Source organism: Dryocola clanedunensis (assembly GCF_038405435.1).
Taxonomy (GTDB): Bacteria; Pseudomonadota; Gammaproteobacteria; order Enterobacterales; family Enterobacteriaceae; genus Dryocola; species Dryocola clanedunensis_A.
This window is the reverse complement of the sequence record NZ_JBBYHZ010000003.1, coordinates 206,154-232,584: the sequence shown is the minus strand read 5'-3', so window position 1 is coordinate 232,584 and position 26,431 is coordinate 206,154. Positions and strand designations below refer to the sequence as shown.

Annotated in this window: 24 protein-coding genes; 14 read left to right on the top strand and 10 right to left on the bottom strand. The window is 57.8% G+C overall.

Going from position 1 to position 26,431, the window contains the following annotated elements:
* Positions 1-24 precede the first annotated feature (24 nt).
* From glnP to ybiO, 3 genes are all read left to right on the top strand, one after another.
* On the top strand, positions 25-684 hold the full coding sequence (glnP, locus tag AAE045_RS08705; protein WP_455427487.1) for a glutamine ABC transporter permease GlnP: 660 nt from the start codon (positions 25-27) through the stop codon (positions 682-684).
* Entirely contained in the window at positions 681-1,403 is a 723-nt protein-coding gene (glnQ, locus tag AAE045_RS08700) for a glutamine ABC transporter ATP-binding protein GlnQ (protein ID WP_455427486.1), read from the top strand. Before glnP ends, glnQ begins: the two co-directional genes overlap by 4 nt.
* A 181-nt stretch (positions 1,404-1,584) precedes the next feature.
* Positions 1,585-3,846: a mechanosensitive channel protein gene (ybiO, locus tag AAE045_RS08695; RefSeq protein WP_455547372.1), complete on the top strand. Its 2,262-nt coding sequence runs from the start codon at positions 1,585-1,587 to the stop codon at positions 3,844-3,846.
* Here the strand turns inward: ybiO and rlmF are convergent, their stop codons facing one another.
* Positions 3,847-4,785, bottom strand: a complete 939-nt coding sequence (gene rlmF / locus AAE045_RS08690; protein ID WP_455547371.1) for a 23S rRNA (adenine(1618)-N(6))-methyltransferase RlmF — start codon at positions 4,783-4,785, stop codon at positions 3,847-3,849. It lies immediately after the preceding gene.
* Positions 4,786-4,875: 90 nt separating this feature from the next.
* On the opposite strand from rlmF, the gene AAE045_RS08685 reads away from it, so the two are divergent.
* From AAE045_RS08685 to ybiJ, 6 genes are all read left to right on the top strand, one after another.
* Positions 4,876-5,502 carry a flavin reductase family protein gene (locus tag AAE045_RS08685; RefSeq protein WP_455547370.1) on the top strand — a complete coding sequence of 209 codons (627 nt, stop codon included), beginning with the start codon at positions 4,876-4,878 and terminating at the stop codon, positions 5,500-5,502.
* A gap of 180 nt (positions 5,503-5,682) precedes the next feature.
* The gene (mcbA, locus tag AAE045_RS08680) at positions 5,683-5,943 is read left to right on the top strand and encodes a DUF1471 family periplasmic protein McbA (RefSeq protein ID WP_455547369.1); all 261 of its coding nucleotides are present in this window, start codon (positions 5,683-5,685) and stop codon (positions 5,941-5,943) included.
* A 337-nt stretch (positions 5,944-6,280) separates the two neighbouring features.
* Positions 6,281-7,267 carry a TRAP transporter substrate-binding protein gene (locus AAE045_RS08675; protein WP_455547368.1) on the top strand — a complete coding sequence of 329 codons (987 nt, stop codon included), beginning with the start codon at positions 6,281-6,283 and terminating at the stop codon, positions 7,265-7,267.
* A 50-nt stretch (positions 7,268-7,317) separates the two neighbouring features.
* Entirely contained in the window at positions 7,318-7,815 is a 498-nt protein-coding gene (locus AAE045_RS08670; protein ID WP_455547367.1) for a TRAP transporter small permease, read from the top strand.
* Positions 7,815-9,116 (top strand): TRAP transporter large permease, encoded by a 1,302-nt coding sequence (locus AAE045_RS08665; RefSeq protein WP_455547366.1) that lies wholly within the window; start codon positions 7,815-7,817, stop codon positions 9,114-9,116. Before AAE045_RS08670 ends, AAE045_RS08665 begins: the two co-directional genes overlap by 1 nt.
* Positions 9,117-9,434: 318 nt before the next feature.
* Positions 9,435-9,695: a YdgH/BhsA/McbA family protein gene (gene ybiJ / locus AAE045_RS08660; RefSeq protein WP_455427482.1), complete on the top strand. Its 261-nt coding sequence runs from the start codon at positions 9,435-9,437 to the stop codon at positions 9,693-9,695.
* Positions 9,696-9,833: 138 nt separating this feature from the next.
* On the opposite strand, the gene ybiB is transcribed toward ybiJ, so the two are convergent.
* Complete coding sequence (gene ybiB / locus AAE045_RS08655) at positions 9,834-10,805, bottom strand: DNA-binding protein YbiB (RefSeq protein ID WP_455547365.1); 972 nt, start codon at positions 10,803-10,805, stop codon at positions 9,834-9,836.
* A gap of 15 nt (positions 10,806-10,820) precedes the next feature.
* Positions 10,821-12,977, bottom strand: coding sequence for an ATP-dependent DNA helicase DinG (gene dinG / locus AAE045_RS08650; protein ID WP_455547665.1), 2,157 nt, complete (start codon positions 12,975-12,977; stop codon positions 10,821-10,823).
* A gap of 168 nt (positions 12,978-13,145) precedes the next feature.
* On the opposite strand from dinG, the gene AAE045_RS08645 reads away from it, so the two are divergent.
* The 3 genes from AAE045_RS08645 to AAE045_RS08635 all read left to right on the top strand — a co-directional run bounded on the left by AAE045_RS08645 (position 13,146) and on the right by AAE045_RS08635 (position 15,370).
* A complete protein-coding gene (locus AAE045_RS08645; protein WP_455547364.1) occupies positions 13,146-14,270 on the top strand; it encodes a ribosomal protein uL16 3-hydroxylase in 1,125 nt (374 codons plus the stop codon).
* 165 nt (positions 14,271-14,435) lie between these two features.
* Positions 14,436-15,203, top strand: coding sequence for a MerR family transcriptional regulator (locus tag AAE045_RS08640; protein ID WP_455547363.1), 768 nt, complete (start codon positions 14,436-14,438; stop codon positions 15,201-15,203).
* A gap of 59 nt (positions 15,204-15,262) precedes the next feature.
* Positions 15,263-15,370, top strand: coding sequence for a hypothetical protein (locus AAE045_RS08635; RefSeq protein ID WP_237391380.1), 108 nt, complete (start codon positions 15,263-15,265; stop codon positions 15,368-15,370).
* Here AAE045_RS08635 and AAE045_RS08630 read toward each other — a convergent pair.
* From AAE045_RS08630 to bglX, 5 genes are all read right to left on the bottom strand, one after another.
* Entirely contained in the window at positions 15,351-16,082 is a 732-nt protein-coding gene (locus AAE045_RS08630; RefSeq protein ID WP_455547362.1) for an ABC transporter permease, read from the bottom strand. The two genes, AAE045_RS08635 and AAE045_RS08630, sit on opposite strands and share 20 nt — an antisense overlap.
* Positions 16,066-17,010 carry an ABC transporter ATP-binding protein gene (locus AAE045_RS08625; RefSeq protein WP_455547361.1) on the bottom strand — a complete coding sequence of 315 codons (945 nt, stop codon included), beginning with the start codon at positions 17,008-17,010 and terminating at the stop codon, positions 16,066-16,068. The genes AAE045_RS08630 and AAE045_RS08625 overlap by 17 nt, the downstream gene beginning before the upstream one ends.
* Positions 17,007-18,164 (bottom strand): ABC transporter permease, encoded by a 1,158-nt coding sequence (locus AAE045_RS08620; RefSeq protein WP_455547360.1) that lies wholly within the window; start codon positions 18,162-18,164, stop codon positions 17,007-17,009. Before AAE045_RS08620 ends, AAE045_RS08625 begins: the two co-directional genes overlap by 4 nt.
* Positions 18,165-18,451: 287 nt before the next feature.
* The gene (osmF, locus tag AAE045_RS08615) at positions 18,452-19,363 is read right to left on the bottom strand and encodes a glycine betaine ABC transporter substrate-binding protein OsmF (RefSeq protein ID WP_455547359.1); all 912 of its coding nucleotides are present in this window, start codon (positions 19,361-19,363) and stop codon (positions 18,452-18,454) included.
* Between the two features lie 174 nt (positions 19,364-19,537).
* Positions 19,538-21,835 carry a beta-glucosidase BglX gene (bglX, locus tag AAE045_RS08610; protein WP_455547358.1) on the bottom strand — a complete coding sequence of 766 codons (2,298 nt, stop codon included), beginning with the start codon at positions 21,833-21,835 and terminating at the stop codon, positions 19,538-19,540.
* A gap of 200 nt (positions 21,836-22,035) precedes the next feature.
* Between bglX and dld the strand changes: the two genes are divergently transcribed.
* Complete coding sequence (gene dld, locus AAE045_RS08605; protein ID WP_455547357.1) at positions 22,036-23,781, top strand: D-lactate dehydrogenase; 1,746 nt, start codon at positions 22,036-22,038, stop codon at positions 23,779-23,781.
* A gap of 117 nt (positions 23,782-23,898) precedes the next feature.
* Positions 23,899-24,465, top strand: a complete 567-nt coding sequence (locus AAE045_RS08600) for an N-acetyltransferase family protein (protein ID WP_455547356.1) — start codon at positions 23,899-23,901, stop codon at positions 24,463-24,465.
* 140 nt (positions 24,466-24,605) lie between these two features.
* Here AAE045_RS08600 and pbpG read toward each other — a convergent pair whose 3' ends face one another.
* A complete protein-coding gene (gene pbpG, locus AAE045_RS08595) occupies positions 24,606-25,550 on the bottom strand; it encodes a D-alanyl-D-alanine endopeptidase (protein WP_455547355.1) in 945 nt (314 codons plus the stop codon).
* A gap of 149 nt (positions 25,551-25,699) precedes the next feature.
* Positions 25,700-26,287: a Yip1 family protein gene (locus AAE045_RS08590; protein WP_455547354.1), complete on the bottom strand. Its 588-nt coding sequence runs from the start codon at positions 26,285-26,287 to the stop codon at positions 25,700-25,702.
* Positions 26,288-26,431 lie beyond the last annotated feature (144 nt).

Below are 26,431 nucleotides of genomic sequence, written 5' to 3'. Positions count from 1 at the left end.
AACCACGGTATACAGGAACACATCATGCAGTTTGACTGGAGCGCCATCTGGCCAGCAATTCCGCTGTTATTTGAAGGCGCCAAAATGACCCTGTGGATTTCGGTCCTCGGTCTTTGCGGCGGCCTGGTGATTGGTCTGGTAGCGGGCTTTGCCCGTTCCTACGGCGGCTGGATCGCCAACCACATCGCCCTCGTTTTCATTGAAGTGATCCGCGGTACGCCAATCGTCGTGCAGGTCATGTTTATTTACTTCGCGCTGCCGATGGCCTTTAACGATTTGCGCATCGACCCGTTCAGCGCGGCCGTCGTCACCATTATGATCAACTCCGGTGCGTACATCGCGGAGATCACCCGCGGTGCGGTGCTGTCGATTCATAAAGGCTTCCAGGAAGCCGGTCTGGCGCTGGGCCTGTCCAAACGCGAGACCATTCGCCACGTGATTATGCCGCTGGCGCTGCGCCGCATGCTGCCGCCGCTGGGCAACCAGTGGATCATCAGCATCAAAGATACCTCGCTGTTTATCGTTATCGGCGTCGCCGAGCTGACCCGTCAGGGCCAGGAGATTATCGCCGGTAACTTCCGCGCGCTGGAGATCTGGAGCGCCGTTGCGGTCTTCTATCTGATTATTACTTTGGTGCTGAGCTTTGTTCTGCGTCGCCTTGAAAGAAGGATGAAAATCCTGTGATTGAATTTAAAAACGTCTCCAAGCACTTCGGTAAAACCCAGGTGCTGCACAATATCGACCTGAATATTAAACAGGGTGAAGTGGTGGTGATCATCGGGCCGTCCGGCTCCGGCAAATCCACCCTGCTGCGCTGCATTAACAAGCTGGAAGATATCACCAGCGGCGACCTGATTGTTGACGGCCTGAAGGTCAACGATCCGAAGGTAGACGAACGCCTGATTCGTCAGGAAGCGGGCATGGTGTTCCAGCAGTTCTACCTCTTCCCGCATCTTACCGCGCTGGAAAACGTGGCCTTTGGCCCGATCCGCGTTCGCGGCATGAAGAAAGAAGACGCCGACAAGCTGGCAAAAGAGCTGCTGGCGAAAGTGGGCCTGGCGGAGCGTGCGCACCACTATCCTTCCGAACTGTCCGGTGGCCAGCAGCAGCGCGTGGCGATTGCCCGTGCGCTGGCGGTAAAGCCTAAAATGATGCTGTTCGATGAGCCAACCTCGGCGCTGGATCCGGAACTTCGCCACGAAGTGCTGAAGGTTATGCAGGATCTCGCCGAAGAAGGCATGACGATGGTTATCGTGACGCACGAGGTGGGCTTCGCTGCGAAGGTCGCTTCCCGCCTGATCTTTATTGATAAAGGTCGCGTGGCGGAAGACGGCAACCCGCAGGAGCTTATCGACAACCCGCCAAGCCAGCGCCTGCAGGAATTTTTACAGCACGTCTCGTAATTTTTCCCCTCACCCTAACCCTCTCCCCAAAGGGGAGAGGGAACTGTCGGTGATAACCTTTCCTGGAAGGGAGAGGGCCGGGGTGAGGGTTCACTCCCAGATTAATCCCCATTTCTAACCCCTTGATCCCCGCCGACTATACTTACTCCTTTGCCTGACTTTCTCAGCCTGGAGGAGTGCCGTGCCGTGGATACTTTTGCTGCTATGCAGCCTGTTTAGCTTTCAGGCCGCGGCGGTTACGCTGCCCGCCGCCGCCGTTGCCGCCAGCGCTACCCAGAACAGCAGCACCGCTCCTCCCGCAGAACCCGACGTTGAAGAAAAAAAGAAAGCCTATTCGGCGCTGGCGGATGTGCTGGATAACGACAAATCGCGTACCGAGCTGATCGAACAGCTGCGCAAAGTTGCCGCCACGCCGCCGCCGGAGCCCGTTCCGGCCATTGCGCCGCCGGAGCAGCTCAGCGAAGACAAAACGGTGCTGGAGAACGTCACCGACGTCAGCCGCCACTACGGTGGCGAGCTTGCCGACCGCTTTGCCCAGCTGCACCGCAATATCACCAACGCGCCGCACAAGGCTTTTAACCAGCAGACTTTTATTAACGCCCTGACCCATTTTGCGATGCTCGTGGCCGCCGTTTTCGCCTTCTACCTGCTGATTCGGCTGTGCATGACGCCGGTCTGGCGGCGCATGGGGAAATGGGGCCGCAGGAAGAATCGCGACCGCTCAAGCTGGTTCCACCTGCCGCTGATGATCGTCGCGGCCTTTGTTATTGATATGCTGCTACTGGCGCTGACGCTGTTCGTCGGGCAGATCTTCAGCGATATGATGAACGCGGGCAGCCGCACCATTGCCCGCCAGCAGGGGCTGTTTCTCAACGCCTTTGCGCTGATTGAATTCTTCAAGGCTATTCTGCGGCTGATTTTCTGCCCGCGCATACCGGATCTGCGCCCCTTCCCCATCAGCGACCAGAGCGCAAACTACTGGAGCGTTCGTCTGTCGGGCTTAAGCAGCCTGATAGGCTACGGGATCCTGGTCGCGGTGCCGATTATCTCCAACCAGATCAACGTGCAGATTGGCGCGATGGCCAACGTTGCCATCATGCTGTGTATCACCCTGTGGGCGCTGTATTTAATCTTCCGCAACAAACGCCACATCCAGCAAAGCCTGATTCACCTGGCCGACCGCTCAATGGCCTTTTTCAGCCTGTTCATTCGCGCCTTTGCGCTGGTGTGGCACTGGCTGGCGAGCGCCTACTTCGTGGTGCTGTTTTTCTTCTCGCTGTTCGACCCGGGCAACAGCCTGAAGTGGATGATGGGCGCCTCGCTGCGCAGCCTGGCAATCATCGGCATCGCGGCGTTTCTCTCCGGCATGCTGTCGCGCTGGATTGCCAAAACCATCACGCTCTCGCCGCAGGTCCAGCGCAGCTATCCCGAACTGCAAAAGCGCATTAACAGCTGGATATCCGCCTCGTTAAAGCTGGCGCGTATTCTCACCGTCTGCGTGGCGGTGATGCTGCTGCTCAACGCCTGGAGCCTGTTTGACATGTGGGCGTGGCTGACCAACGGCGCAGGAGAGAAAACCGTCGATATACTGATCCGCATCGTGCTGATCCTCTTCTTCTCGGCGGTTGGCTGGACGCTGCTGGCAAGCCTGATAGAAAACCGGCTGGCGTCGGATATACATGGCCGCCCGATGCCCAGCGCGCGTACCCGCACGCTACTGACGCTGTTTCGTAACGCCCTCGCCGTAGTGATAAGCACCATCACCATCATGATCCTGCTTTCTGAAATCGGCGTGAACATTGCGCCGCTGCTGGCGGGGGCCGGTGCCCTGGGGCTGGCGGTGAGCTTCGGGTCGCAAACGCTGGTGAAGGATATTATTACCGGGGTATTTATCCAGTTTGAAAACGGCATGAATACGGGTGACCTGGTTACCATCGGGCCGATCACCGGCACCGTGGAGCGCATGTCGATTCGTTCGGTGGGCGTGCGCCAGGATACCGGGGCCTATCACATTATTCCGTGGTCATCGATCACCACCTTCGCCAACTTCGTGCGCGGCATAGGTTCGTTTGTGGCGAACTACGATGTGGACCGGCAGGAGGACGTGGACAAGGCGAACCGCATTCTGAAAGAGGCGGTAGCGGAGCTGATGGAGCAGCAGGATATCCGCATGCTGGTCATCGGCGAGCCTTCGTTTGCGGGCATCGTCGGGCTGACTAACCAGGCGTTTACGGTACGCGTGTCGTTCACCACCCAGCCGCTGAAGCAGTGGACGGTGCGCTTTGCGCTGGACGGGATGGTGAAGAAGCACTTCGACGCGGCGGGTATACGTCCCCCGGTGCAGACCGTGCAGGTCATGCAGCCAGGCCCGGATGCCGCTCAGGCGCTCCAGGCCTCCGAGGCAGCAGCCGGTACGCTGCCGCCGGCAAACCCTACGGTATAGCTATTTAAAGCGCGTGGCGGCCCAGCGTGCGCGTTGGGCGTCGTTCATAAAGGACCAGGCGATGAAGCGGCTCTGCTTCTGACCCTGGGCCATCTCTTTCTTCACTACTTTCTCCACGCCAGCCTCCTGCATGACGCGGTACAGCGCAGGCAGGTTTTCGCCGCGGGAAACCAGCGAAGTGAACCACATCACCTGCTTCGCAAACGCTTTGCTCTCGTTGATCATCTGGCTGACGAAGGCAACTTCTCCGCCTTCGCACCACAGCTCATGTTCGTGGCCGCCAAAGTTCAGCGCGCCCTTTTCGTCCTGGCCCAGGTTGCGGCGTTTGCGCTCGCTGCCGCTGCGGGCGGCGGCCTCTGAATCATGGAACGGCGGGTTGCACAGCGTGGCGTCGAAGGTTTCATTTTTATGGATGATGCCGGGGAAAATCGCATCCTTCGTTTTCTGACGGCGCAGACGGATCGCGCGCGTTAAGCCCGGGTTCGCATCTATAATCATCGTTGCGCTGCGCAGCGCGTCGGCATCGATTTCGGAGCCGGTAAAGCGCCAGCCGTATTCATGCTGCCCGATTAACGGATAAATGCAGTTTGCCCCGACGCCCACGTCCAGAATCGTGGCCTGCGATGGCACGTTGCCGCCGTTGCCTTCGGCCAGTAAATCCGCCAGATGGTGAATATAGTCCGCGCGCCCCGGTACGGGCGGGCAGAGAAAACCGTCCGGAATATCCCAGCTCTGGACGCCATAGAAATGTGCCAGAAGCGCCTGGTTCAGGGCTTTTACCGCCAGCGGATCGGCGAAATTAACCGTTGGCTCACCGTGCGGGCCAGTTATCACGAATGCCGTTAACGCCGGGCTGCTCTGCTGCAGAGCAGCAAAATCATAGCGTTCACGGTGGCGGTTACGCGGGTGCAGGCCCGGTTTGGTGGCAGGGGTTTTCATCGCGGCTTCTCCTTGTGTGGGCGCGTAAGATACTCTGTGCGGACCACGGGGTAAATACGCCGCGCCGTTTTCATCAACGAAAGAGGTTATATGTCCGCGAAAAGATATTACTACGAGCCTGCAAACGGGCATGGTCTGCCGCACGATCCGCTGAATGCGATTGTCGGCCCACGGCCGATTGGCTGGATAGCCTCCTGCAATGCGCAGGGCCAGCGCAACCTTGCGCCGTACAGCTTTTTTAACTGCTTTAACTACCGCCCGCCGATAATTGGTTTTGCCAGCAGCGGCTGGAAAGACAGCGTGCAGAACATCCTCGACACCAAAGAATTCGTCTGGAACCTCACCACCCGCGGGCTGGCAGAGCAAATGAACGAAACTTCCGCAACGCTGCCTCGCGGTGAGGATGAGTTTGCACGCGCGGGCTTAACGCCGCTGCCGGGCCGTAAAGTAAAGGCGAGCCTGGTGGCGGAAAGCCCGGTCAACTTTGAATGTCGGCTTTCCCAGTGCATCCAGCTGACGTCCGCCGACGGCGTGGAGATCGATACCTGGCTGGTGCTCGGTGAAGTGGTGGCCGTTCACATTGATGAAACGCTGCTGAAAGACGGCATATATCAGACCGCACTGGCGAAGCCGGTCCTGCGGGCCGGGGGTCCCTCCGCCTATTACACCATCGAAGAATCTCACCGTTTCGACCTTACTCGCCCGGACGCGCGATAATCTAAACAAAATCAGCCACCTGTATGTGGCTGATTTGTCAGCTTTTCGTCAGTATTTGTTGTTCAAAAAACACGCACAACTCAATCAATTTTTTGCGTTCTTTTATTATCACATACCGCCTACACTTGGAGTGTTGATGAAATTTTAATCGACCCTCCCTAAGCTTATGAGGATGTGATGATGAAAAAGCTGCTGTATTTTTCTGCTGTAGTCACCCTTGCAGCACTGCCCTTTGCCAGCATGGCAGCCCAGGAATTGATGAGTGGCCAGACCGGCCAGCTGCGTGAAGCGGGCACCGTCTCGGCCAACAACGCCCGCAACCTGGACGACCTGGAAGACAAACTGGCCGCCAAAGCTAAAGAGCAGGGCGCAACGGGCTATGTGATTAACTCCGCCGGCGGCGATAACCATATGTACGGCACCGCCACCATTTATAAATAACCGCGAACAATAGCCAAATGCTGACTATCAACCCCTGACGGTTTCCAGTTCTGGAAACCGTTTTTTATTTCATCACTGGTATTCCCGAATTAATAACTCGGTATTTTCTTTGTTTAACCCGCTAATTTCTTATCCCCATGATATTGACTAAAAACATTTATTAAACGGCTCGGCGCAACACGGTGAGGAAGAGCACAAAAATGTCATTTTGCCTGCGAAGAGCTAAAAAAGTGTGAAGCCAGCACGCCATAGTTATCAGACAAATATATTAAGATGTCATACAGAAATCACGAATACCCGTTCCGACTTTCATCCTAATAGCAGGGAGCTTGCAATCATGAAACTATTCTCTTTACCTCGTCAGTTGCTTTGTGTTTCGGTATTATCGCTGTGTGCGGCAGGCGTGAACGCCGCAGAAAAAGTCACGTTAAAACTGGCGCATAACCTCGAGCGGAGCCATGTCGTTCACCAGGCCTTTGAAGAATTAGCGAAAGAGGTCCAACAACTTTCCGACGGCAATATGCGCATTCGTATTTATCCCAGCAGCCAGATGGGCAGCGCCCGGGAAACGCTGGAGCTGTTGCAAAACGGCGCGCTGGATATGACCAAAGGCTCGGCGAGCGATCTGGAATCATTTGACAATACCTACGCCATTTATAATTTGCCGTATCTGTTTAAAGATCAGAATCATTTTAATAAGGTCGTCTTTGGCGAAACTGGCAAACAAATAATGGACTCCACCAAAGACAAAGGCTTCTTTGCTATTTCCGCCTATGTTGCCGGCACCCGTAGTTTTTACGCTAAAAAGCCGATTACCAGACCTGAAGATTTAAAAGGGCTGAAAATTCGCGTTCAGGCCAGCCCGACAACCCTGAAAATGGTTGAACTGATGGGCGGCTCGCCAACCCCTGTTTCTTTCGGCGAGGTGTATACCGCCATGCAGCAGGGCGTGGTGGACGGTGCGGAAAATAATATCCCTTCCTGGGTGCAGACCCGCCATATCGAAATCGCCAAAGTATTTTCTGAAGATGAGCACACCTCTATCCCCGACTTCCTGGTGATCTCCACCAAAACCTGGGACAGGCTCACCCCCGAGCAGCAGCAGATCCTGATGAAGGCGGCGGACAACTCTCAGGCCTACCAGCAAAAACTGTGGAATAAAGTTGATGCCGAATCCCGTGAGCAGGCCAAAGCCATGGGCGCCACTATCCTGCCCGTTGATAAAGCTCCGTTCCGTGAAGTTGTAAAACCGCTGTTCGACGAGTTTGCCAAAGATCCAAAGCAGGCCGCGCTGCTTGCGAAGTTTGAAGCCGCCGCCGAATAGTCCCCCTTCAGGCGGGCCGCTGCCCGCCCTTTTCTGACAGGTACTTAATCATGATACTGAAGCCCTTAAAGCTTGCGGTAGACCGGGCTATTGCCACCTTCTCGGTGCTGGTAATGGTCGCGCTGGTTGTCTGCGTGGTCTGGCAGGTGTTCAGCCGCTATGTGCTAAACCAGCCCAGCACCCTGACCGACGAGCTTGCCCGCTTCCTGATGATCTGGGTCGGCCTGCTCGGTGCCTCCTACACCGTCGGCGCCCAGCGTCATCTTTCCATCGACTTTCTGGCCATGCTGCTGCCGGAGCAGAAAAAGCCGCTGCTGAGCATGGTGGTGAACACGCTGATCCTGCTGTTTGCCGGTCTGGTTATCGTCAGCGGCGGTCTGAAGCTCATTGATAAAACGCTCGCTACCGGGCAGCTGTCGGCTGCGATGCAAATTCCCATGGGCTACGTCTACATCGTGCTGCCGCTGAGCGGCGCCATCATGATGCTCTATTCGCTTTACTTCATCCTCAGCGATGCCCGGGCATTGCTTAATAAAGGGGCCAGATAATGGAAAGCTACATCGCCCTGACGCTGTTCGGCGCGTTCTTCGCGCTGGTGTTTATTGGCCTGCCGATTTCATTTGCCATCGGCATCGCTACCGTGACCTCCATGCTGCTGATGTTTCCCTGGGATATTGCGGTGATCACCGTTTCCCAGCGGCTGGCTAACGGGCTGGACAATTTTGCCCTGCTCGCCATCCCCTTCTTTATCTTTGCCGGGACGCTGATGAACAGCGGCGGCATCGCCATCCGGCTGATTAACCTGGCGCAGATTATGGTGGGCCGCGTGCCCGGCTCGCTCGGCCACGTCAACGTGCTGGCAAATATGATGTTCGGATCTATTTCCGGCTCCGCCGTGGCGGCAGCCGCAGCCGTGGGCGGCACGCTGTCACCGATACAGACTAAAGAAGGGTACGACCCGGCGTTTTCCACGGCGGTTAACGTGTCGTCGTGCATTACCGGTCTGCTGATCCCGCCCTCAAACGTACTGATCGTCTTTTCACTGACCGCAGGCGGCGTCTCGGTGGCCTCGCTGTTCATGGCAGGCTATCTGCCGGGCATCCTGATGGGGCTGTCCATCATGCTGGTGTGCTGGGTTATTGCGAAGCGGCGCGGATACCCTGTTTCAGCGCGACCAACCTGCGCCCAGGCCGCGAAAGCGTTTCTGGACGCGCTGCCCAGCCTGCTGCTGGTGATTATCGTTATGGGGGGAATTCTGGGGGGTATCTTTACAGCAACCGAGGCCTCCGCCATCGCCGTGGTGTACACCTTCGTGCTGTCGGTGCTTATCTACCGCGAGGTGAAATGGCGCGACCTGCCAAAGCTGATCCTGGAATCGGTCGTCACCACCTCTATCGTCCTGCTGCTGATTGGCTTCTCGGTGGGTATGTCCTGGGCAATGACCAACGCCGACATCCCTTATATGATCAGCGACACCCTGATGGGCATCTCGGATAACCCGCTGGTGATCCTGCTGCTGATTAACATCGTGCTGCTGATTGTCGGCATCTTTATGGACATGACCCCGGCGGTGCTGATCTTCACGCCCATCTTCCTGCCCATTGCCCAGCAGCTGGGCATGGATCCGGTTCACTTCGGCATCATGATGGTCGCCAACCTCTGTGTGGGCCTGCTGACCCCGCCGGTCGGTAGCGCGCTGTTCGTAGGTTGCTCGATAACCGGCGTGAAAATTCAGCATCTGATTAAACCGCTGCTGCCCTTTTACGCCGCGCTGTTTGTGTCGCTGATGATGATTACCTATCTCCCGCAAATTTCTCTGTTTGTACCAAAGCTGCTGGGATTAATGTAGTTCGCAGCAGTTTCCTTCGGGCGGATCTCCATTGCGGATCCGCCTGAATTTTCACCGCAAGCGATTGCCCACCGGTGTTCCAGCTTTGCAAAAAAGATTAGCAAAAGGTGCTGTAAACGAGGCGGGGACAGGGTGATAGTATCCCTGATGATAATTCGCAAGCTAACCATCACGGTTTTCAATGAATTAGCTGGTGTTCAATTTATTTGAACAACGCCATCAATTCTCTTCGATTTAATCTTCTGCTCAAAAGTGTGACCATAATCACATCGACGGAACAACGTCACCTTAAACAGAATAACCTGCGAGAAATTAACTATGAAAACCATCAAATATGCTGTAGCCGCTATCGCCCTTTCTACCCTTTCTTTCGGTGCTTTTGCCGCACAGTCCGTTAGCGCAAGCGAAGCTCAGAACCTGAATAAAGTCGGCGTGGTTTCTGCCCAGGGCGCAACTACGCTGGACGGTCTGGAAGCGCAGCTGGCTTCTAAAGCAGAACAGGCGGGTGCAAAAGCGTACTCCATCACTTCTGCTAACACTAACGGCAAAATGAGCGGTACCGCTGTAATCTACAACTAATCTGTAGACAAAGATTTTCGTTTGACCCTGTGAGATGTATTGCCACAACCCTCATTGAAGCGCTGCTTCGACACTGATTTACCCTTGATATACCCTTGCTGCCTGCGGTCCCTACCGCAGGCTTTTTTTTGTCTGCCGTCAGGCCGGGAAGGTTTGTTCTACCCGCGCCATCCCCTCTTCGTAAGTCAGGGCGTCGCCCGTTGCCACCAGACAGCAGGCCATTTGAATTTTTAACGATCCAGGAACAGGCTCAACGCCCGCCGCGCAGCGCTCTATCCAGCGTGCGGTAACGTCAGGATCTTTAGAATCCGGCAGAATGACATTTTCAACTGCCTCTGCCTGCCGCTCCACGACCACCCGCGCTCCCTTACCGTCAATCAGCGTGATTTGCGGGCAGCGCTGCGGATTGGCATAAACCTCGCCTTCCGTGCCGTGCATCAGCAGACCGCGTCCGCCGATATCACCGAAGAATTTCGCCACTTTGGTCACATACTCCGGATGGGAGACGCTCGCCAGACGCAGCGCGGCTGCTTCTTCAAACGGCGTGGCAAGCTTGGCAAGCGTGTGCGCGCTGTTACGCACGCCCATACGCCAGCGCATTGCCAGCTGATCTTCCATCGGCGGGCAGAGGGCGCTAATTGGTATATAAACCGGATGGTGGGCTTCCAGCTTCGCCTGGGCCTGGCCCGCATGGAGGGTTGGCTCAATGCCGATCAGCTTGAAAATCGTTTCGGTGAGGATGCGGGTTGGATCGTGGCTCACGCCATGCACCACCACCGGGTAGCCCAGCCGGTTGAGCAATATCGCCAGCAGCGGCGTCAGGTTCGCCTGCTTGCGCGCGCCGTTGTAGGAGGGGATCACGATCGGCATCGGCTTGTTTAGCGGCGGCGTAAGCGAGATAAGATGCTGCTTCATCGCCTCGTAAAAACCGAGCATCTCCGCTTCGCCTTCGCCTTTAATGCGCAGGGCAATCAGCACTCCGCCCAGCTCCAGCTCCGGCACTTCGCCCTTCAGCATGTGGCTGTACAGCCCGCGCGCCGTGTCGAAATCCAGATCCCTGGCGTGATTCTTACCGCGCCCGACTTCTTTGATTATTTTGCGATAGTCCATCTCTGCTCCCCTGAATTATTTTCTCGCCCGCTTTCGCCGCACGGTTTTTTTCGGCTCGACGGCGAGTGCTTTGGCCGCCGGTGCCGGCGGCTGGCTTATCGGAAACACCGGCAGCGCGCCCAGCAGCCGCTGACCATAGTTTTTGGTCAGCAGGCGGCGGTCGTAAATCACCACTTCACCATAGCAGGCGTGGCTGCGAATTAAACGCCCGACCTGCTGGATCAGGTTAAATGATGCGGCAGGCAGGCTCTGTACTTCAAACGGATAGCGCTTCAGGCTTTTCAGCCATTCGCCTTCGGTCACCACCACCGGGCTGTCCACCGGCGGGAAGGCGATTTTATGGATATGCACCTGGCTTAGCAGGTCGCCTTTTAAATCTAACCCTTCCGCGAAAGATTGCAGCCCGACCAGCACGCTGGTGCCGCCCTCCTCAACCCGCTTGCGGTGCAGTTCGACCAGCTTATAACGAGGCTGGTCACCCTGCACCAGCAGGGTCAAACGCAAATCGGTTACGTGAGAGAGAAACTGCTGCATGGCGCGGTTGCTGGCAAACAGCACCAGCATCCCTTTATGCTCGCCTTTCGCCAGCTCCGCACGGAAAAACGCGGCCATCTCAGCAAGATGCTGCGGCTCGTTTTCCATAGTTGGTTCAACGCTCAGCTGGGGAATAATGATTTTCCCCTGCTCAACGTGGTTAAACGGCGAGTCCAGGGCAATAAACCTGTCCCCTGCTTTTTCGCGCAGGCCGCTCATCTCCTGCAGGCGCTCGAACTTATTCAGCGAGCGCAGCGTGGCGGAGGTAATAATCACGTGCGGCACGTTGCGCCAGACAAGCTTTTCCAGCTGGTCGCTGACGCGGATCCCGACGCAGTGGAAGTAGAGGTGCGGCTGGCCTTCGCGGACGTCCTGGGTTACCCACTTGGAGACCGGCGCGCCGGAGGCCTGCTCCATGGCCGACAGCCGCCACAGCTTGCTCTGGGATTCGAAATAGCCCAGCGCGCGGTTCATCTGTAATAAAGCACGATGCACGCGCACCACGTCATGGGTGCCGGTCTTTTCGCTTAAATCATTAACCAGCGCTTCCGCCAGGCCGCGCAGCCCTTCGGTCAATTTTGCCAGGCGCTGGCAGATAACCATGATCTCTTCGGGCAAAACGCCCATCTCAAAGCGGTGTTCGCTCTCGTGGTCGCCCGGCATCCACAGCTTTACAATGCTGCAAAACGAGCTGAGCAGCTCATGCACTTCGTCGCAGTGGTTGGTGAGGCGTTCCGGCGAGGTGAGCGGCGGCGGGCTTTTCGGGCGGAGCTGCGCCATGATCCCTTCAACCAGTTTCGCGAACAGGTCGAGCTGAAGGCGGCTGTAGCCAGGGGTAATTTCCGCGCTCATCTCCAGCGCATCGCGCGCCACGTCCGGCAGGTGATGGCCTTCGTCGAGCACCAGCAGCAGGTTTTTGGCTTCCGGCAGTACCGCGTCGCTTTCCATGGCCGCCATCACCAGCGCGTGGTTGGCGACGACCACCTCCGCATCGTCGATTTCGCGGCGCGCCACGAAGAACGGGCACTCTTTATACCAGTGGCAGTTGCGCCCCAGGCAGCTGGCTTTGTCGGTGCTCATGCGCCGCCAGAGATCGTCGTCTATCGCCTGGGCATTGTGGTCGCGGATGCCGTCCCACTTATAGCCGTCCAGTTCAACCTTCAGCTTTGCGCAGCGCTGCTGCTCGTCTTTGCTGGCCGGGGCCATTTCATCATCCAGAAAGGCGAGCAGATCCCCCTGCGCGAGGCTATCCGTTGCCAGCGCGGCCAGGTTGCGGGGACAGACGTAGCGCCCGCGCCCGAAGGCGGCGGTAAATTTCAGATCGGGGATGATTTTGCGCAGCAGCGGCAGGTCTTTGCTGTAGATTTGATCCTGAAGCGCGACGTTGGCGGTGCTGACCACCAGCGTTTTCTGTTCGCCCCGGGCGATAGCGATGCCGGGGATCAGGTAGGACAGTGTTTTCCCCACGCCTGTGGGGGCCTCGATCGCCAGGTGTCGCCCTTCGTCTCCCGCCAGGGTTTTTGCCACTTCGGCAATCATCTGCCGCTGCGGCGCGCGGGGAATAAAGTCCGGTATCTGCTGCTGGAGCGCCTTATACCAGGCGGCGATTTGCGCTTTTTGCGCCGGGGACAGGGCCATGACTCTCACTTCTACTGTATAAACAGCCACTATTCTCCCACTTTTCGCCCCCGGACGGCATTCTTTTTTGTTTTTAAGTCATCCCCTCCACCTTGACCAATGACAAGGCGGCCACGCCCCGCCGCTCTTTATAATTACCGCCGTTTGTCCTCCCACTGGTGCGAAAATATGGCTTATCAACTGACCTTTGACTGGCAAGAATTCATGGAAAAATACTGGCAGAAACAGCCGGTGGTCCTGAAAAATGCTATCCCGAATTTTATCGACCCTATTACGCCGGACGAGCTGGCAGGGCTTGCGATGGAGCCCGAAGTGGACAGTCGCCTGGTGAGCCATACCGCAGACGGCCAGTGGCACGCCAGCAACGGCCCGTTCGAGGATTTCGACGGCCTGGGCGAAACCGGCTGGTCCCTGCTGGCGCAGGCCGTGAACCACTGGCATGAACCTTCCGCCGAGCTGGTGCGCCCGTTCCGCGTGCTGCCGGACTGGCGTCTCGACGATCTGATGATCTCGTTTTCCGTGCCGGGCGGCGGCGTTGGCCCGCATATCGATCAGTACGATGTCTTTATCATTCAGGGCATGGGCAGCCGCCGCTGGCGCGTAGGGGACAAGCTGCCGATGCGTCAGTTCTGCCCGCATCCTGCCCTGCTGCACGTCGATCCGTTTACGCCAATCATCGATGAAGATCTTGAACCGGGCGATATTCTCTATATCCCACCGGGTTTCCCGCACGATGGCTTCACGCACGAAACCGCCCTCAACTATTCAGTTGGTTTCCGTGGGCCAAACGGCCGCGATCTGATAAGCAGCTTTGCGGACTACGCGCTGGAAAACGACCTGGGCGGCGAGCACTACAGCGACCCGGATCTGGCCCTGCGCGACCATCCCGGCAAGGTTGAAGAGTACGAGCTGGATCGCCTGCGCGGCATGATGATGGAGATGCTCAACCAGCCGGAAGACTTCCGACAGTGGTTTGGTCGCTTTGCCACAACGCCACGCCACGAGCTGGACATTGCCCCGGCAGAGCCTGCCTATGAGCAAAGTGAAATTCTGGATGCGCTGATGCAGGGCGACTCCCTGACACGCCTGAGCGGCCTGCGCGTGCTCAACGTCGGCGAACGTTTCTTCGTGAACAGCGAACCGCTGAATACCAAAAACGCCAAGGCCGCAGATGTTCTGTGCCGCTACACCACGGTCGGGAAAAGTGAGCTGGGCGAGGCGTTGCAGGACGAAGAGTTTATCGAGGTGCTGACCGGGCTGGTGAACCAGGGCTACTGGTACTTCGAAGATTAATTTGCAGCACGGCAGCGGCGGATGGCGCTGGCTTATCCGCCCTGCACGCTTGCCGCAGGGTGAACCTTCTTCCCCCGGCACAGAAATAAATCAGTAAAATTTCCCAGAGTCGACCGCACTGTCTACAGTTATACGGGGACCTCCCGGGCTGGCTTTGGGGACAACATGGCGCTTTATACCATTGGTGAAGTGGCCGCGCTTTGCGATATCAATCCCGTGACGTTACGCGCCTGGCAAAGGCGCTACGGACTTCTGAAACCACAGCGCACCGACGGCGGGCACCGGCTGTTCGACGACGCCGACATCGACCGCATTCGTGAGATCAAACGCTGGATAGAAAACGGCGTCCAGGTCAGCAAGGTGAAAGCGCTGCTCTGCGGCGAAGAGCTGGATCTGGAAACCGGCTGGCGAGAGCGCCAGGAGACGCTGCTGCACTATTTGCAGTGCGGGAACCCTAACCGGCTGCGGGCGTGGATGGCCGACGTCGGACGCGACTACCCCGCCGAAACCCTCGTCATGCAGCTTTATACCCCGCTTCGCCGACGCCTGCAGTGCCAGCAGGTCACCCTCAATACGCTCCTGAGCCTGCTCGACGGCGCGCTGATTAACTATATTGCGCTTTGCCTGGCCTCCGCCCGCAAACACAGCGGGAAAGATGCGCTGCTGATCGGCTGGAACACCCAGGACACGACACGCCTGTGGATGGCGGCGTGGATGGCGATTCAGCAGGGCTGGCGCGTTGACGTGCTGGCGCAACCGCTGACCAGCGTGCGGCCTGAACTCTTTCCCCAGCAGACTATTCTGGTGTGGTGCGGCGACTCGCCCAGCCACCAGCAGCTGGCGCAGCTGGAGCAGTGGCGCTGCGAGGGGCTGCCTGTTTTCCCGCTAAACGCCAGCGGTCGTGACCCCGCCCGCATCATTCAGGACATTTAAAGGTTCATTAACAAGCCGGCTTCGACTTATAATCCCTTCCGTAACATAGGGAGAGAAAAATGAAATTGTCTAAAATTGCCCTCGTCAGCGGCATGCTGGTCATGGCCATCGGCGGAATTGGCGGCGTTATGCTGATGGGCTACATCGTTATTTTGCATAACGGGTAATGTAGTCCTGCAGGCGTTCAAAGAGGCGGTCGGTAACGATCGCCGCCAGCGCCACCAGGATGGCCCCCTGAATCACGTAAGCGGTGTTAAAGCCGCTAAGCCCGATGATTATCGGCGATCCGAGCGTGTTGGCCCCCACCGTTGAGGCGATGGTTGCCGTACCGATATTAATAATCACCGAAGTGCGGATCCCCGCCAGAATCACCGGCGCGGCCAGCGGTAATTCAACCTTACGCAACACCTGCCAGCGGCTCATGCCCGCGCCAAAAGCAACTTCCCGCGTGGTTTCCGGCACCGCACCAATTCCCGCAAGCGTGCCCTGAACAATCGGCAACAGGCCGTAAAGCACCAGCGCAATAATCGCGGGCTGCTGCCCAAACCCCATCACCGGCACGGCAATCGCCAGCACCGCTACCGGCGGAAAGGTCTGCCCGGCGGCGGTAATTGTCTCTACCAGCGAACGAAACTCCAGGCCCCACGGGCGCGTTACCGCAATCCCCAGCCCCATGCCAATGACAATCGCCACCACGCTGGAAATGCCCACCAGTATCAGGTGCGCCAGCGCCAGCGCGCTGAAGCTCTCCTGCTGATACATCGGCCTCGCCAGCTCGGGAAACAGCCAGCTGAACAGCCCGGCGGTATGCGGCATCGCATAAAGCAGCCCGATGAACAGGGCAATCAGCCACAGCAAAGGATCACGAACCAGACGCATGTTCACCCCGCACCAGATCGCTGAAATGGAGCACCCCGCAGTGCGCGCCCTTTGCGTCGACTACCGGCAGCCGCTCGCACTGCCTGTCCACAAATAAAGACAGCGCTTCGCGCAGGCTCAGCTCTGCCGGAATCGCCTCGCCGACCATATGTTCGTCGGCCCGCACGCTGTTCGCCACCTGGCGCAGCGAAAGCAGGCGCAGGCCAAGCTCGCTGCGGCCGAAGAAGTCGCGGGCAAAATCATTCACCGGGTTAGTCAGCAGCTCCATCGGCGTGCCCTGCTGTACCACCTGGCCCGCGTCCATCAGCACAATTTTGTCCGCCAGGCGCAGCGCCTCTTCAATGTCGTGGGTCACCAGCACGATGGTCCGCCCGAGCAGATTATGGATGCGGATAATCTCCTGCTGGAGCGCCGCTCGCGTCACCGGATCCAGCGCGCCAAAAGGCTCATCCATCAGCAGCACTTCCGGGTCGGCGGCCAGCGCCCTCGCCACGCCAACCCGCTGCTGCTGCCCGCCGGAAAGCTGATGCGGATAGCGGTCGCGGAACTGGCTGGCATCCAGCCCCAGCAGCTCCAGCAGCTCGTCAACGCGGGCGTTGATTTTCGCCTTCGGCCATTTCAGCAGCTGCGGCACGGTGGCGATGTTCTGCGCCACCGTCCAGTGGGGAAACAGGCCGATAGACTGAATCGCATAGCCCATACGGCGACGCAGCGCTTGAGTATCAAAATTGCGGATCTCTTCCCCGGAGAAGCGAATACGCCCCTCGTCGTGCTCCACCAGCCGGTTAATCATCTTCAGCGTGGTGGATTTTCCGGAGCCGGAGGTGCCAATCAGCACCGTGAACTGCCCTTCCTGGATGTTGAGCGACAGATCTTTGACCGCCGCTTCCCCCTGGAAGTATTTACTGACATGGTCAAATTCGATCATGGCTGTTTCGCCTCCAGCAATGAAATTAAAAGTTTAAACAGCGCGTCCAGCAGCACGGCCAGGGCTATCACCGGAATGACGCCGAGCAGCACCAGATCCAGCGCGCTGCTGAGCAGCCCCTGGAAGATGATCGCCCCGAAGCCGCCCGCGCCTATCAGCGCCGCGATAACCGCCATACCGATGGTCTGCACGCACACCACCCGCAGGCTGCGCAGCAAAACCGGCATCGCCAGCGGCACTTCCGCACGCCAGAAGATTTGCAGCCTGGACATCCCCATGCCTTCGGCGCTCTCAACAACGTTACGCGGCACATGCTGCAGCCCCGCCACCACGCCGCGCACCAGCGGCAGCAGCGCGTAAAGCACCAGCGCGATCAACGCAGGCGTTACGCCAATGCCGCTTACGCCGATAGCCGCAAGCCACGGAAAGCTTTTTGCCAGCCCGGCAAGCGGCGCAATCAGCAGGCCAAAAAGCGCCACCGACGGCACCGTCTGGATAACGTTCAGCACCGGGAATACGGACGACTGCCACTTAGGGCGCTGATAGCACAGCACGCCCAGCGGCACGCCAATCATCAGCGCGGGGACCAGCGTCCCCACGAGCAGGGCCAGGTGACGGGTCAGCGCATCATCAAAAACGTCCTGCCTGTTGGCATACTCTTTTAGCAACGAGAGATCGGCAAAGTAGCCGCTCAGCAGCAGGACCACCGGAACAATCCAGATTTGCAGATTCAGCAGCAGCCGCAGCAGCGCTTTCGGCGTGAGCCGGTTAATGGCATCCGCGCAGAGCAGCAGGTAGAGCGCCAGCGACAGCCACAGGCCGCTGCCCGGCGACGTTCGTGCCAGGCTGCTCCCCTCTTCGGCAAAGTGCGTCGCGGTTTTGCCCATCACCAAAAGCGCGCCGATAAACATCGCTTCGCCAACGAGTAGCGTCAGCACGAGCGGGAGCTTGCGCGTGGGCAGCAGAGTGAGAAGAGCCAGAATAATCGTGGGGATTAGCAGCAGGAGAAACGCATGCCCGGGAAGCTGGCGCAGGGCCATAGGCTCCCCTGAAACCAGACGGTTTGCAGCATAGTTGATAAAGGGTAAAGCAGCGCCCGCCGCTACCAGCAGTATCACCAGCAGCAGCAGGACGCGATTATGGATTTTCGGCAAACTTACATCCTGTTAGTTTTGTCGGACGAGGCCATGCTTATCCGACCTGAATTTTGTCGGATGACGCTTCGCTTATCCGACCTACGTATGGCTGGCGGCGCTGGGTTTATCCGACCGTTTTTTGTCGGATGACGCTTCGCTTATCCGACCTACGTACTGGCTGGTGACGCTGGGCTTATCCGACCCTAATTTTTTCGGATGACGCTTCGCTTATCCGGCCTACGTACTGGATATGTGTTGTAGGGTGGATAAGCGCAAGCGCCATCCACCGCTATTTCGCTAACGGATTACTTCACAAAGCCTTTTTGCTTCAGGTAGTCCGCCGCCACTTTTTTCGCGTCCAGCCCTTCTACGGCAATGCTGGCGTTCAGCTGCTGCAGGGTTTTCTCATCGAGCGATGCGAAAACAGGCTTCAGCCACTCGTCGAGCTGCGGGTAGGCTTTCAGCACCGCTTCACGCACCACCGGCGCAGGCGCGTAAATCGGCTGTACGCCTTTCGGATCGGTTAACGTTTGCAGGCCAAGCGCCGCCACCGGACCGTCGGTGCCGTAGGCCATTGCTGCGTTCACGCCGGAGGTTTTCTGCGCGGCAGCCTTAATGGTCACGGCGGTGTCGCCACCGGCCAGCGACAGCAGCTGCTTCTGGTCCAGCTTAAAGCCATAGGCTTTTTCAAACGCAGGAAGCGCATCCGGGCGCTCGATAAACTCCGCCGAGGCCGCAAGCTTAAATTCGCCGCCTTTTTTCAGCCAGGCGCTTAGATCGTCCATAGAGGTGAGTTTGTTCTTCTCGGCTACATCTTTACGCACCGCAATGGTCCAGGTGTTGTTAGCTGGCGCAGGCGTAAGCCAGACGAGATGATTCTTCTCGGCGTCGAGCTGCTTAACCTTTTCGTAGCCCTTTTGCGCATTCTTCCACACCGGATCGTTGTCATCTTTAAAGAAGAACGCCCCGTTGCCGGTGTATTCCGGGTAGATATCCAGCTCGCCCGAGGTTATCGCCCCGCGCACCACCGGCGTGGTGCCCAGCTGAACTTTATTGACGGTTTTTACACCGTGGCTTTCCAGCACCTGCAGAATGATGTTGCCCAGCAGGGAACCTTCGGTATCGATTTTGGAGCCGACTTTCACCGGCTCGGCCGCCTGAGCGCCCGCTGCCAGCATCAGTAATCCCGCCACGCCAAAACGCGCTTTTAAATTCATGGTGATTCCTCGTTGTTGTTCTTTACTTGAAAATCAGGGAGTCACAACAAGAATAGCCGAGATTGAACCGGCCGGGGAAAGCATAAAGGGGAATAAGTTATAGATAAGGCTATTTCGGATTATGCTAGCCGGCCCTCCCCCCGGGCGGGGGAAAAGGCCGGCAGAGCGACGGAATTACTTCAGTTCAAACTCGCCGCGCTTCACGCGGGCGGAGTCAAGCCCAACGAAGACGTTGAACTTGCCGGGTTCGGCATCGTACTTCATCTGCGCGTTCCAGAACTTCAGCCCCTCGATATCAATTGGGAAGCTGACCGTCTGGGTTTCGCCAGGCTTGAGGGTCACTTTCTTAAAGCCCTTAAGCTCCTTGACCGGACGGCTCATGGAGGCGGTGACGTCCTGCAGGTACATCTGCACTACCGTTGCGCCCTCGCGGTCGCCGGTGTTTTGTACCGTTACGCTCGCTTCTACTTTGCCGTCGCGCGTCATGGTCGGCGCGGACATTTTCACGTCGGACACGCTGAACGTGGTGTAGCTGAGGCCGTAACCAAACGGATAGAGCGGGCCGTTCGCTTCGTCGAAGTAGCGGGAGGTGTACTTGTTCGGCTTTTCAGGGTTATACGGACGCCCGGTGTTCAGGTGGCTGTAATAGGTCGGGATCTGGCCCACGGAACGCGGGAAGGACATCGGCAGTTTGCCGGACGGGTTGTAGTCGCCAAACAGCACGTCGGCAATGGCGTTACCGCCCTCGGTGCCGCTGTACCAGGCTTCCAGCATCGCGTCCGCCTGCCGATCTTCTTTCACCAGCGCCAGCGGACGGCCGTTCATCACCACCAGCACCAGCGGTTTACCGGTCGCCTTCAGCGCGGTGATTAAATCACGCTGGCTCTGCGGCAGCACCAGGTCGGTACGGCTTGACGCTTCATGCGCCATGCCCTGTGCTTCCCCCACAACCGCAACCACCACGTCAGCGTTTTTTGCCGTCGCAACCGCCTCATCGATCATCTCTTTCGGGGTGCGCGGGTCAACCCTGACGGCTTTCTCGTATTCGTTGAGGAAGTCGACGATGCCTTTATCATCGGTGACGTTAGCACCCTGTACGTGGACAATTTTCGCCTTGTCGCCCACCGCACTCTGGATACCCTGCAGCACGGTAACGGTTTGATCCGCCACGCCCGCCGCGGACCAGCTGCCCATCATGTCACGCTTGCTGTCCGCCAGCGGGCCCACCACCGCAATGGTGCCGGACTTTTTCAGCGGCAGGGTTTGCTGACGGTTTTTCAGCAGCACCAGGCTTTCGCGGGCCACTTCGCGCGCTTCTTTGCGGTGCAGGCGGTTTTCGGCGTTGGTGTCCGCCGGGTCCGACTCTTTCGGCCCTAAGTGGCTGTACGGGTCGTTAAACAGGCCCATGTCGTACTTCACGTTCAGCACGTGGCGCGCGGCATCGTCCAGCTCGGCCTGGGGTACTGCGCCGCTCTTCACCAGCTCCGGCAGATATTTGCTGTAGTACTCGTCGCTCATGCTCATGTTGATGCCGGAGTTGAGCGCCACGCGCACCGCGTCTTTCGGGTCGCTGGCCACGCCGTGCTTGATCAGCTCTTTGATAGCACCGTGGTCGGAGATGGTAATGCCTTTGAATTTCCATTCGTCGCGCAGCAGGTCTTTCAGCAGCCAGCTGTTGGAGGTGGCGGGCGTACCGTTGATGGAGTTCAGCGCCACCATCACGCCACCGCTGCCCGCGTCGAGCGCGGCTTTATACGGCGGCATATAGTCATTGAACAGGCGCTGCGGGCTCATGTCGACGGTGTTGTACTCTTTGCCGCCTTCCACGGCGCCGTAGGCCGCGAAGTGCTTGACGCTGGTCATGACGGAGTAGCGGTCGGCCGGGCTTTTGCCCTGCATGGCTTCGACCATGGCGCGCCCCATGATGGCGGTCAGGTAAGTATCCTCACCAAAGCCTTCAGAAACGCGGCCCCAGCGCGGATCGCGGGACACGTCCACCATCGGTGCCCAGGTCATGTTCAGGCCGTCGTCCGCGGCCTCATAGGCAGAGATGCGCCCGACTGTTTTCACCGCGTCCAGGTTAAACGAAGAGGCCAGCCCCAGGCTGATAGGGAAAACGGTACGCTGACCGTGCAGCACGTCATAGGCGAAGAATAAAGGAATTTTCAGGCGGCTGAGGGACATCACCTGATCCTGCATGGTGCGGATATCGTGGCGGGTAACGGTGTTGAAAATGGCCCCTACCTGCCCGTCTTTGATCATCTCACGAATGGCTTCTTTCGGGTTATCCGGCCCGACGCTTATCAGACGCAGCTGACCAATTTTCTCGTCGTTGGTCATTTTTGTCAGCAGATCGGAAACGAAGGCGTCGCGCGCCTCCGGCGTCAGGGGATGCGGGCCGAACATCTCGTCGGCCAGCGCGGGCTGCAGCGCAAGGCTGACCGCAATACCTACAGAACAGAGCCATTTCATGGGCGTCACTCTCTTGCTCAGGCCGCCCGGCGGGGGCGGCGCTTGATAATAAAGCCAGCAGTGTGCCACAAGGTTCCCCCGGTAAGAAGATCCGGACAAATGTTAAATGCTGATTTTTCGAACATTTCAGAGTAATACATGGCGTTTTGCGAGCTATGCTAGAAAGCGAGAATTTTAGTGCCATCACAAGGAGTGGGACCATGTCCGTAACTGCACATTCAACAACGAAAAATTTTATAAACGAACTGAATCGCCTGGTGGGTAACACCCATGTGCTGACCGACGCTGCCAAAACCGCCCGCTACCGCAAAGGCTTTCGCTCCGGGCAGGGCGAGGCGCTGGCCGTGGTCTTCCCCGGCTCCCTGCTTGAGCTGTGGCGGGTGTTAAGCCTCTGCGTGAGCGCCGATAAAATCATTCTTATGCAGGCGGCGAACACCGGCCTGACGGAAGGCTCAACGCCAAACGGCAACGATTACGACCGCGAAATCGTGATTATCAGCACCCTGCGGCTGGACAAGCTCCAGGTGCTGGACGGCGGTAAACAGGTGCTGGCCTTCCCCGGCAGCACGCTTTATCAGCTGGAAAAAGCCCTGAAGCCGCTGGGCCGCGAGCCGCACTCGGTGATTGGCTCCTCGTGCATTGGCGCCTCGGTAATTGGTGGGATCTGCAACAACTCCGGCGGTTCGCTGGTGCAGCGCGGCCCGGCCTATACCGAAATGGCGCTGTACGCCCGCATCGACGAGCAGGGTAAGCTGACGCTGGTTAACCATCTGGGTATCGACCTGGGCGTTACGCCGGAGCAAATTCTCGGCAAGCTTGACGATGAACGCATTAAGCCAGAAGAGATCCTGCACGATAACCGCCAGGCCTCAGACCATGACTATGCGCAGCGGGTTCGTGACGTGGATGCGGATACCCCGTCGCGCTTTAACGCCGACCCGAGCCGTTTGTTTGAAGCCTCCGGCTGCGCCGGGAAGCTGGCCGTATTCGCGGTGCGCCTCGATACCTTCGTCGCTGAAAAGCAAAATCAGGTGTTTTACATTGGCACCAACCAACCCGAAGTGCTGACCGAAATTCGCCGCCATATGCTGGCAAACTTCAAAAATCTGCCCGTGGCAGGTGAATATATGCACCGGGATATTTACGATATTGCTGAGACCTACGGCAAAGATACCTTCATGATGATCGACAGGCTCGGCACCGATAAAATGCCGTTCTTCTTTACCATGAAGGGCCGTACGGACGCGATGCTTGAGAAAGTGCCTTTCATCAAGCCCCACTTCACCGACCGCGCCCTGCAGCGTTTCAGCGCCCTGTTCCCCCGCCATTTACCGGCGCGCATGAAAGAGTGGCGCGATAAATACGAACATCACCTGCTGCTGAAAATGTCCGGCGAAGGCATCGAGGAGGCGCGGGCCTGGCTGGAAAGCTATTTTCAGCGGGCGGAAGGGGCGTACTTCTCCTGTACCCCGGAAGAAGGGACAAAAGCTTTCCTGCACCGTTTTGCCGCCGCCGGGGCAGCCATACGCTATCAGGCCGTTCACAGCGAAGAAGTTGAGGATATTCTGGCGCTGGATATTGCCCTGCGGCGTAATGACCAGGATTGGTTTGAACGGCTGCCGCCGGAAATCAGCAGTCAGGTCAGCCACAGCCTCTATTACGGCCACTTTATGTGCCACGTCTTCCACCAGGATTACATTGTTAAAAAAGGCGTGGATGCCCACGCCCTGAAAGAGCAAATGCTTGAATTGCTGCGCGTTCGCGGCGCTCAGTATCCGGCAGAGCACAACGTCGGCCATTTGTACGAGGCGCCAGAGACGTTAAAACAATTTTATAAGGCGAACGACCCGACAAACAGCATGAATCCGGGCATTGGCAAAACCAGCAAGCACAAGTGGTGGGATGAGAGCGCTTGCAGCCATACACATACGCACGATACCCATTGAGATCCCCTGTCAACTGCCGATATTAGGACTGTTTTCAGGCGATTTTTCGTACTAGATTAGCGGGATCCCGGGCGGGGAATATATGCTCCGCCCGCCTCCCAGCGCAGAGGTGCGAAAATGTCAGTGGTTGAAACGTTACCGTTCGCGAAGCTGAACGTTCGGGAAGCTACCCTCGACGATATTCCTGCTATCACCGCCATTTATGAATGGCATGTCCTGCACGGCCGCGGTTCATTTGAAGAGACGCCCCCTTCTGTTCAGCAGATGGGAGAGCGCTTACACCTCGTGCTTGAGCAAGGCCTGCCGTGGCTGGTGGCCCGCTACGGGGAAATTGTCGTCGGCTACAGCTACGCCACGGTTTACCGCCCTCGCCCGGCCTACCGTTTTACCCTCGAAGATTCCGTGTATATCGACGCCAGCATGACCGGGCGCGGCATCGGCAGGGAGCTGCTGGGCGCGCTGATTGAGCGCTGCGAGCAAGGCCCGTGGCGGCAGATGATTGCGGTAATTGGCGACGGAGAGAACAACACCGGCTCGTGTCGGCTGCACAAACAGTTTGGCTTTGAGTGCGTGGGCAGCCTGAAAAGCGTGGGGTTTAAGCTGGGCGACTGGCGCGATACGCTGATTATGCAGCGTCCGCTGAACGACGGCGACTGGAGCGCGCCTGAAGCATTGAATATCTGAAACCAGATGTCGGATGGCGCTGGCGCTTATCCAACCTACACTAATGTCGGATGACGCTGGCGCTTATCCGACCTACAAGAACTGGCCCTTATCCGGCCTACAGTTGTAGGGTGGAAAAGCGAAGCGTCTTCCACCAAAAATCAGTCTGCCTGCGAACCATCCACCACGGAATTACTCGCCATCTGCGCCGCCTTCTGCTTTTTGTACGCCAGGGCCGATCCCGGCACCGGGGTTATCTTGCCCGTTTCCATCCAGTTGCGCAGGCGGTTGGCATCCGCAAAATGGGTGTACTTGCCGAACGCATCCAGCACCACCAGCGATACCGGGCGGTTGTTAATCACCGTACGCATCACCAGGCAGTGGCCCGCGTTGTTGGTGAAGCCCGTTTTAGTCAGCTGAATATTCCAGTTATCGCGATACACCAGGTGGTTGGTATTGCGGAACGGCAGCGTGTACGGCGGGTTGCTGAAGGTTGCCATATCTTCCTTCGTGGTGCTGAGCTGGCCCAGCAGCGGATACTGCTTCGTGGCGATCAGCATTTTGCTGAGATCGCGCGCCGTCGAGACGTTAGCAATCGACAGGCCGGTTGGCTCCACGTAGCGGGTATGGGTCATGCCAAGGGATTTCGCCTTCGCGTTCATCGCGCGGATAAACGCATCGTAACCGCCAGGGTAGTGGTGCGCGAGGCTTGCCGCCGCCCGGTTTTCCGAGGACATCAGCGCCAGCAGCATCATGTCTTTACGGCTGATTTTACTGTTCAGGCGCACGCGGGAATAAACCCCTTTCATCTCCGGCGTGTGGCTGATGTCGACGCTCAGCAGTTCATCCATTGGCAAATGCGCGTCCAGCACCACCATCACCGTCATCAGCTTGGTGATGGAGGCAATCGGCCGCACCAGATCCGGGTGGCTGGAATACAGGACTTTGTTGGTTTGCAGATCGACAATCATTGCGCTGCCGGAAGCAATTTCTTGCCCGGCGCCGGACGCCTGACTCACGGTTTTGCTCGCGTGGGCAAGCGGTGCCAGCGGCACGGTTATCATCAGCGCAAGGCTGAACAACGATAGACGGATTTTAGTCGGCATGATGGCGCTTCTGTGATTATTCATTTATGTGATGTTGCCGCTGCACGGGTTCATGGACTGAATGAAACGAACGGGGCGCCAGCATAATACTCTGGCGCCCCGGAAAATCGCTACTGGAGAATCGTAATCATTTATAAGACGCTTAAGACTCAGAAGAGTCTGTAGCCGTATCCCCACAGGATGACAGCCAGCGCGAGCAGCACCTCCAGCACCAGCACGCCGATGGCAAGCGTCGACCCGGAGAAGCTCATCCCTTCATCTTTGTTGATGTTCAGGAAGTCAGGCACGCCGACATACAGCAGGTAACCGGTGTAGATCAGCGCCGCAGCGCCCACCAGCACGCACAGCCAGACCAGCGGATAGAGCGCCACGACGCCACTCAAAAACAGCGGGGTGGCAACGTAGCCCGCAAAGACCATACAGCGCGCAAGGGAAGGCCGTCTCGGATAGTTCCTCGCCATCCACCAGATAACGCGCCCCATCACGGCGACGCCCGCCAGCATCAGCGCATAGAACAGCGCGCCTAACCCGAAGCCGGTAAATAAAGAGAGCTGAACGAATGTGCCATCGCCAAAATTCCAGCCGATTTGCGTGGTGCCGATAAAGGCGCAAATCACCGGGATGGCCGCCATAATCAAAACGTGGTGGGTGTAATGATGCGAGACGGTTTCGTTCTCGCGCTTAATTTCCTGCATTTCACGATTGGGATGGGAAAGCAGTCCCCAGACATGGTTCATAAGGCCTCCTGTCATGTAAATCCGCGGTGTGAGCAGTGCCTTAATTATAATCGACAGCGGCGGATTGTTTTTTAATCAACTAAAAATATCTGCCCCGTTGAGCCGCGGGCCGGACTCAGGCATGTATGCTTAAAGGGTGTAAAT

What these genes read in the sequence shown, in the direction of transcription:
- AAE045_RS08665 (WP_455547366.1), top strand. Translation starts at nt 7,815, where the DNA reads ATGGAAAGCTACATCGCCCTGACGCTGTTCGGCGCGTTCTTCGCGCTG.
- glnP (WP_455427487.1), top strand. Translation starts at nt 25, where the DNA reads ATGCAGTTTGACTGGAGCGCCATCTGGCCAGCAATTCCGCTGTTATTT.
- AAE045_RS08685 (WP_455547370.1), top strand. Translation starts at nt 4,876, where the DNA reads ATGTCCGCGAAAAGATATTACTACGAGCCTGCAAACGGGCATGGTCTG.
- AAE045_RS08670 (WP_455547367.1), top strand. Translation starts at nt 7,318, where the DNA reads ATGATACTGAAGCCCTTAAAGCTTGCGGTAGACCGGGCTATTGCCACC.
- AAE045_RS08630 (WP_455547362.1), bottom strand. Translation starts at nt 16,082, where the DNA reads ATGCGTCTGGTTCGTGATCCTTTGCTGTGGCTGATTGCCCTGTTCATC.
- osmF (WP_455547359.1), bottom strand. Translation starts at nt 19,363, where the DNA reads ATGAATTTAAAAGCGCGTTTTGGCGTGGCGGGATTACTGATGCTGGCA.
- AAE045_RS08635 (WP_237391380.1), top strand. Translation starts at nt 15,263, where the DNA reads ATGAAATTGTCTAAAATTGCCCTCGTCAGCGGCATGCTGGTCATGGCC.
- AAE045_RS08625 (WP_455547361.1), bottom strand. Translation starts at nt 17,010, where the DNA reads ATGATCGAATTTGACCATGTCAGTAAATACTTCCAGGGGGAAGCGGCG.
- ybiJ (WP_455427482.1), top strand. Translation starts at nt 9,435, where the DNA reads ATGAAAACCATCAAATATGCTGTAGCCGCTATCGCCCTTTCTACCCTT.
- ybiB (WP_455547365.1), bottom strand. Translation starts at nt 10,805, where the DNA reads ATGGACTATCGCAAAATAATCAAAGAAGTCGGGCGCGGTAAGAATCAC.
- AAE045_RS08590 (WP_455547354.1), bottom strand. Translation starts at nt 26,287, where the DNA reads ATGAACCATGTCTGGGGACTGCTTTCCCATCCCAATCGTGAAATGCAG.
- dinG (WP_455547665.1), bottom strand. Translation starts at nt 12,977, where the DNA reads ATGGCCCTGTCCCCGGCGCAAAAAGCGCAAATCGCCGCCTGGTATAAG.
- AAE045_RS08645 (WP_455547364.1), top strand. Translation starts at nt 13,146, where the DNA reads ATGGCTTATCAACTGACCTTTGACTGGCAAGAATTCATGGAAAAATAC.
- AAE045_RS08600 (WP_455547356.1), top strand. Translation starts at nt 23,899, where the DNA reads ATGTCAGTGGTTGAAACGTTACCGTTCGCGAAGCTGAACGTTCGGGAA.
- bglX (WP_455547358.1), bottom strand. Translation starts at nt 21,835, where the DNA reads ATGAAATGGCTCTGTTCTGTAGGTATTGCGGTCAGCCTTGCGCTGCAG.
- dld (WP_455547357.1), top strand. Translation starts at nt 22,036, where the DNA reads ATGTCCGTAACTGCACATTCAACAACGAAAAATTTTATAAACGAACTG.
- rlmF (WP_455547371.1), bottom strand. Translation starts at nt 4,785, where the DNA reads ATGAAAACCCCTGCCACCAAACCGGGCCTGCACCCGCGTAACCGCCAC.
- AAE045_RS08640 (WP_455547363.1), top strand. Translation starts at nt 14,436, where the DNA reads ATGGCGCTTTATACCATTGGTGAAGTGGCCGCGCTTTGCGATATCAAT.
- AAE045_RS08675 (WP_455547368.1), top strand. Translation starts at nt 6,281, where the DNA reads ATGAAACTATTCTCTTTACCTCGTCAGTTGCTTTGTGTTTCGGTATTA.
- mcbA (WP_455547369.1), top strand. Translation starts at nt 5,683, where the DNA reads ATGAAAAAGCTGCTGTATTTTTCTGCTGTAGTCACCCTTGCAGCACTG.
- pbpG (WP_455547355.1), bottom strand. Translation starts at nt 25,550, where the DNA reads ATGCCGACTAAAATCCGTCTATCGTTGTTCAGCCTTGCGCTGATGATA.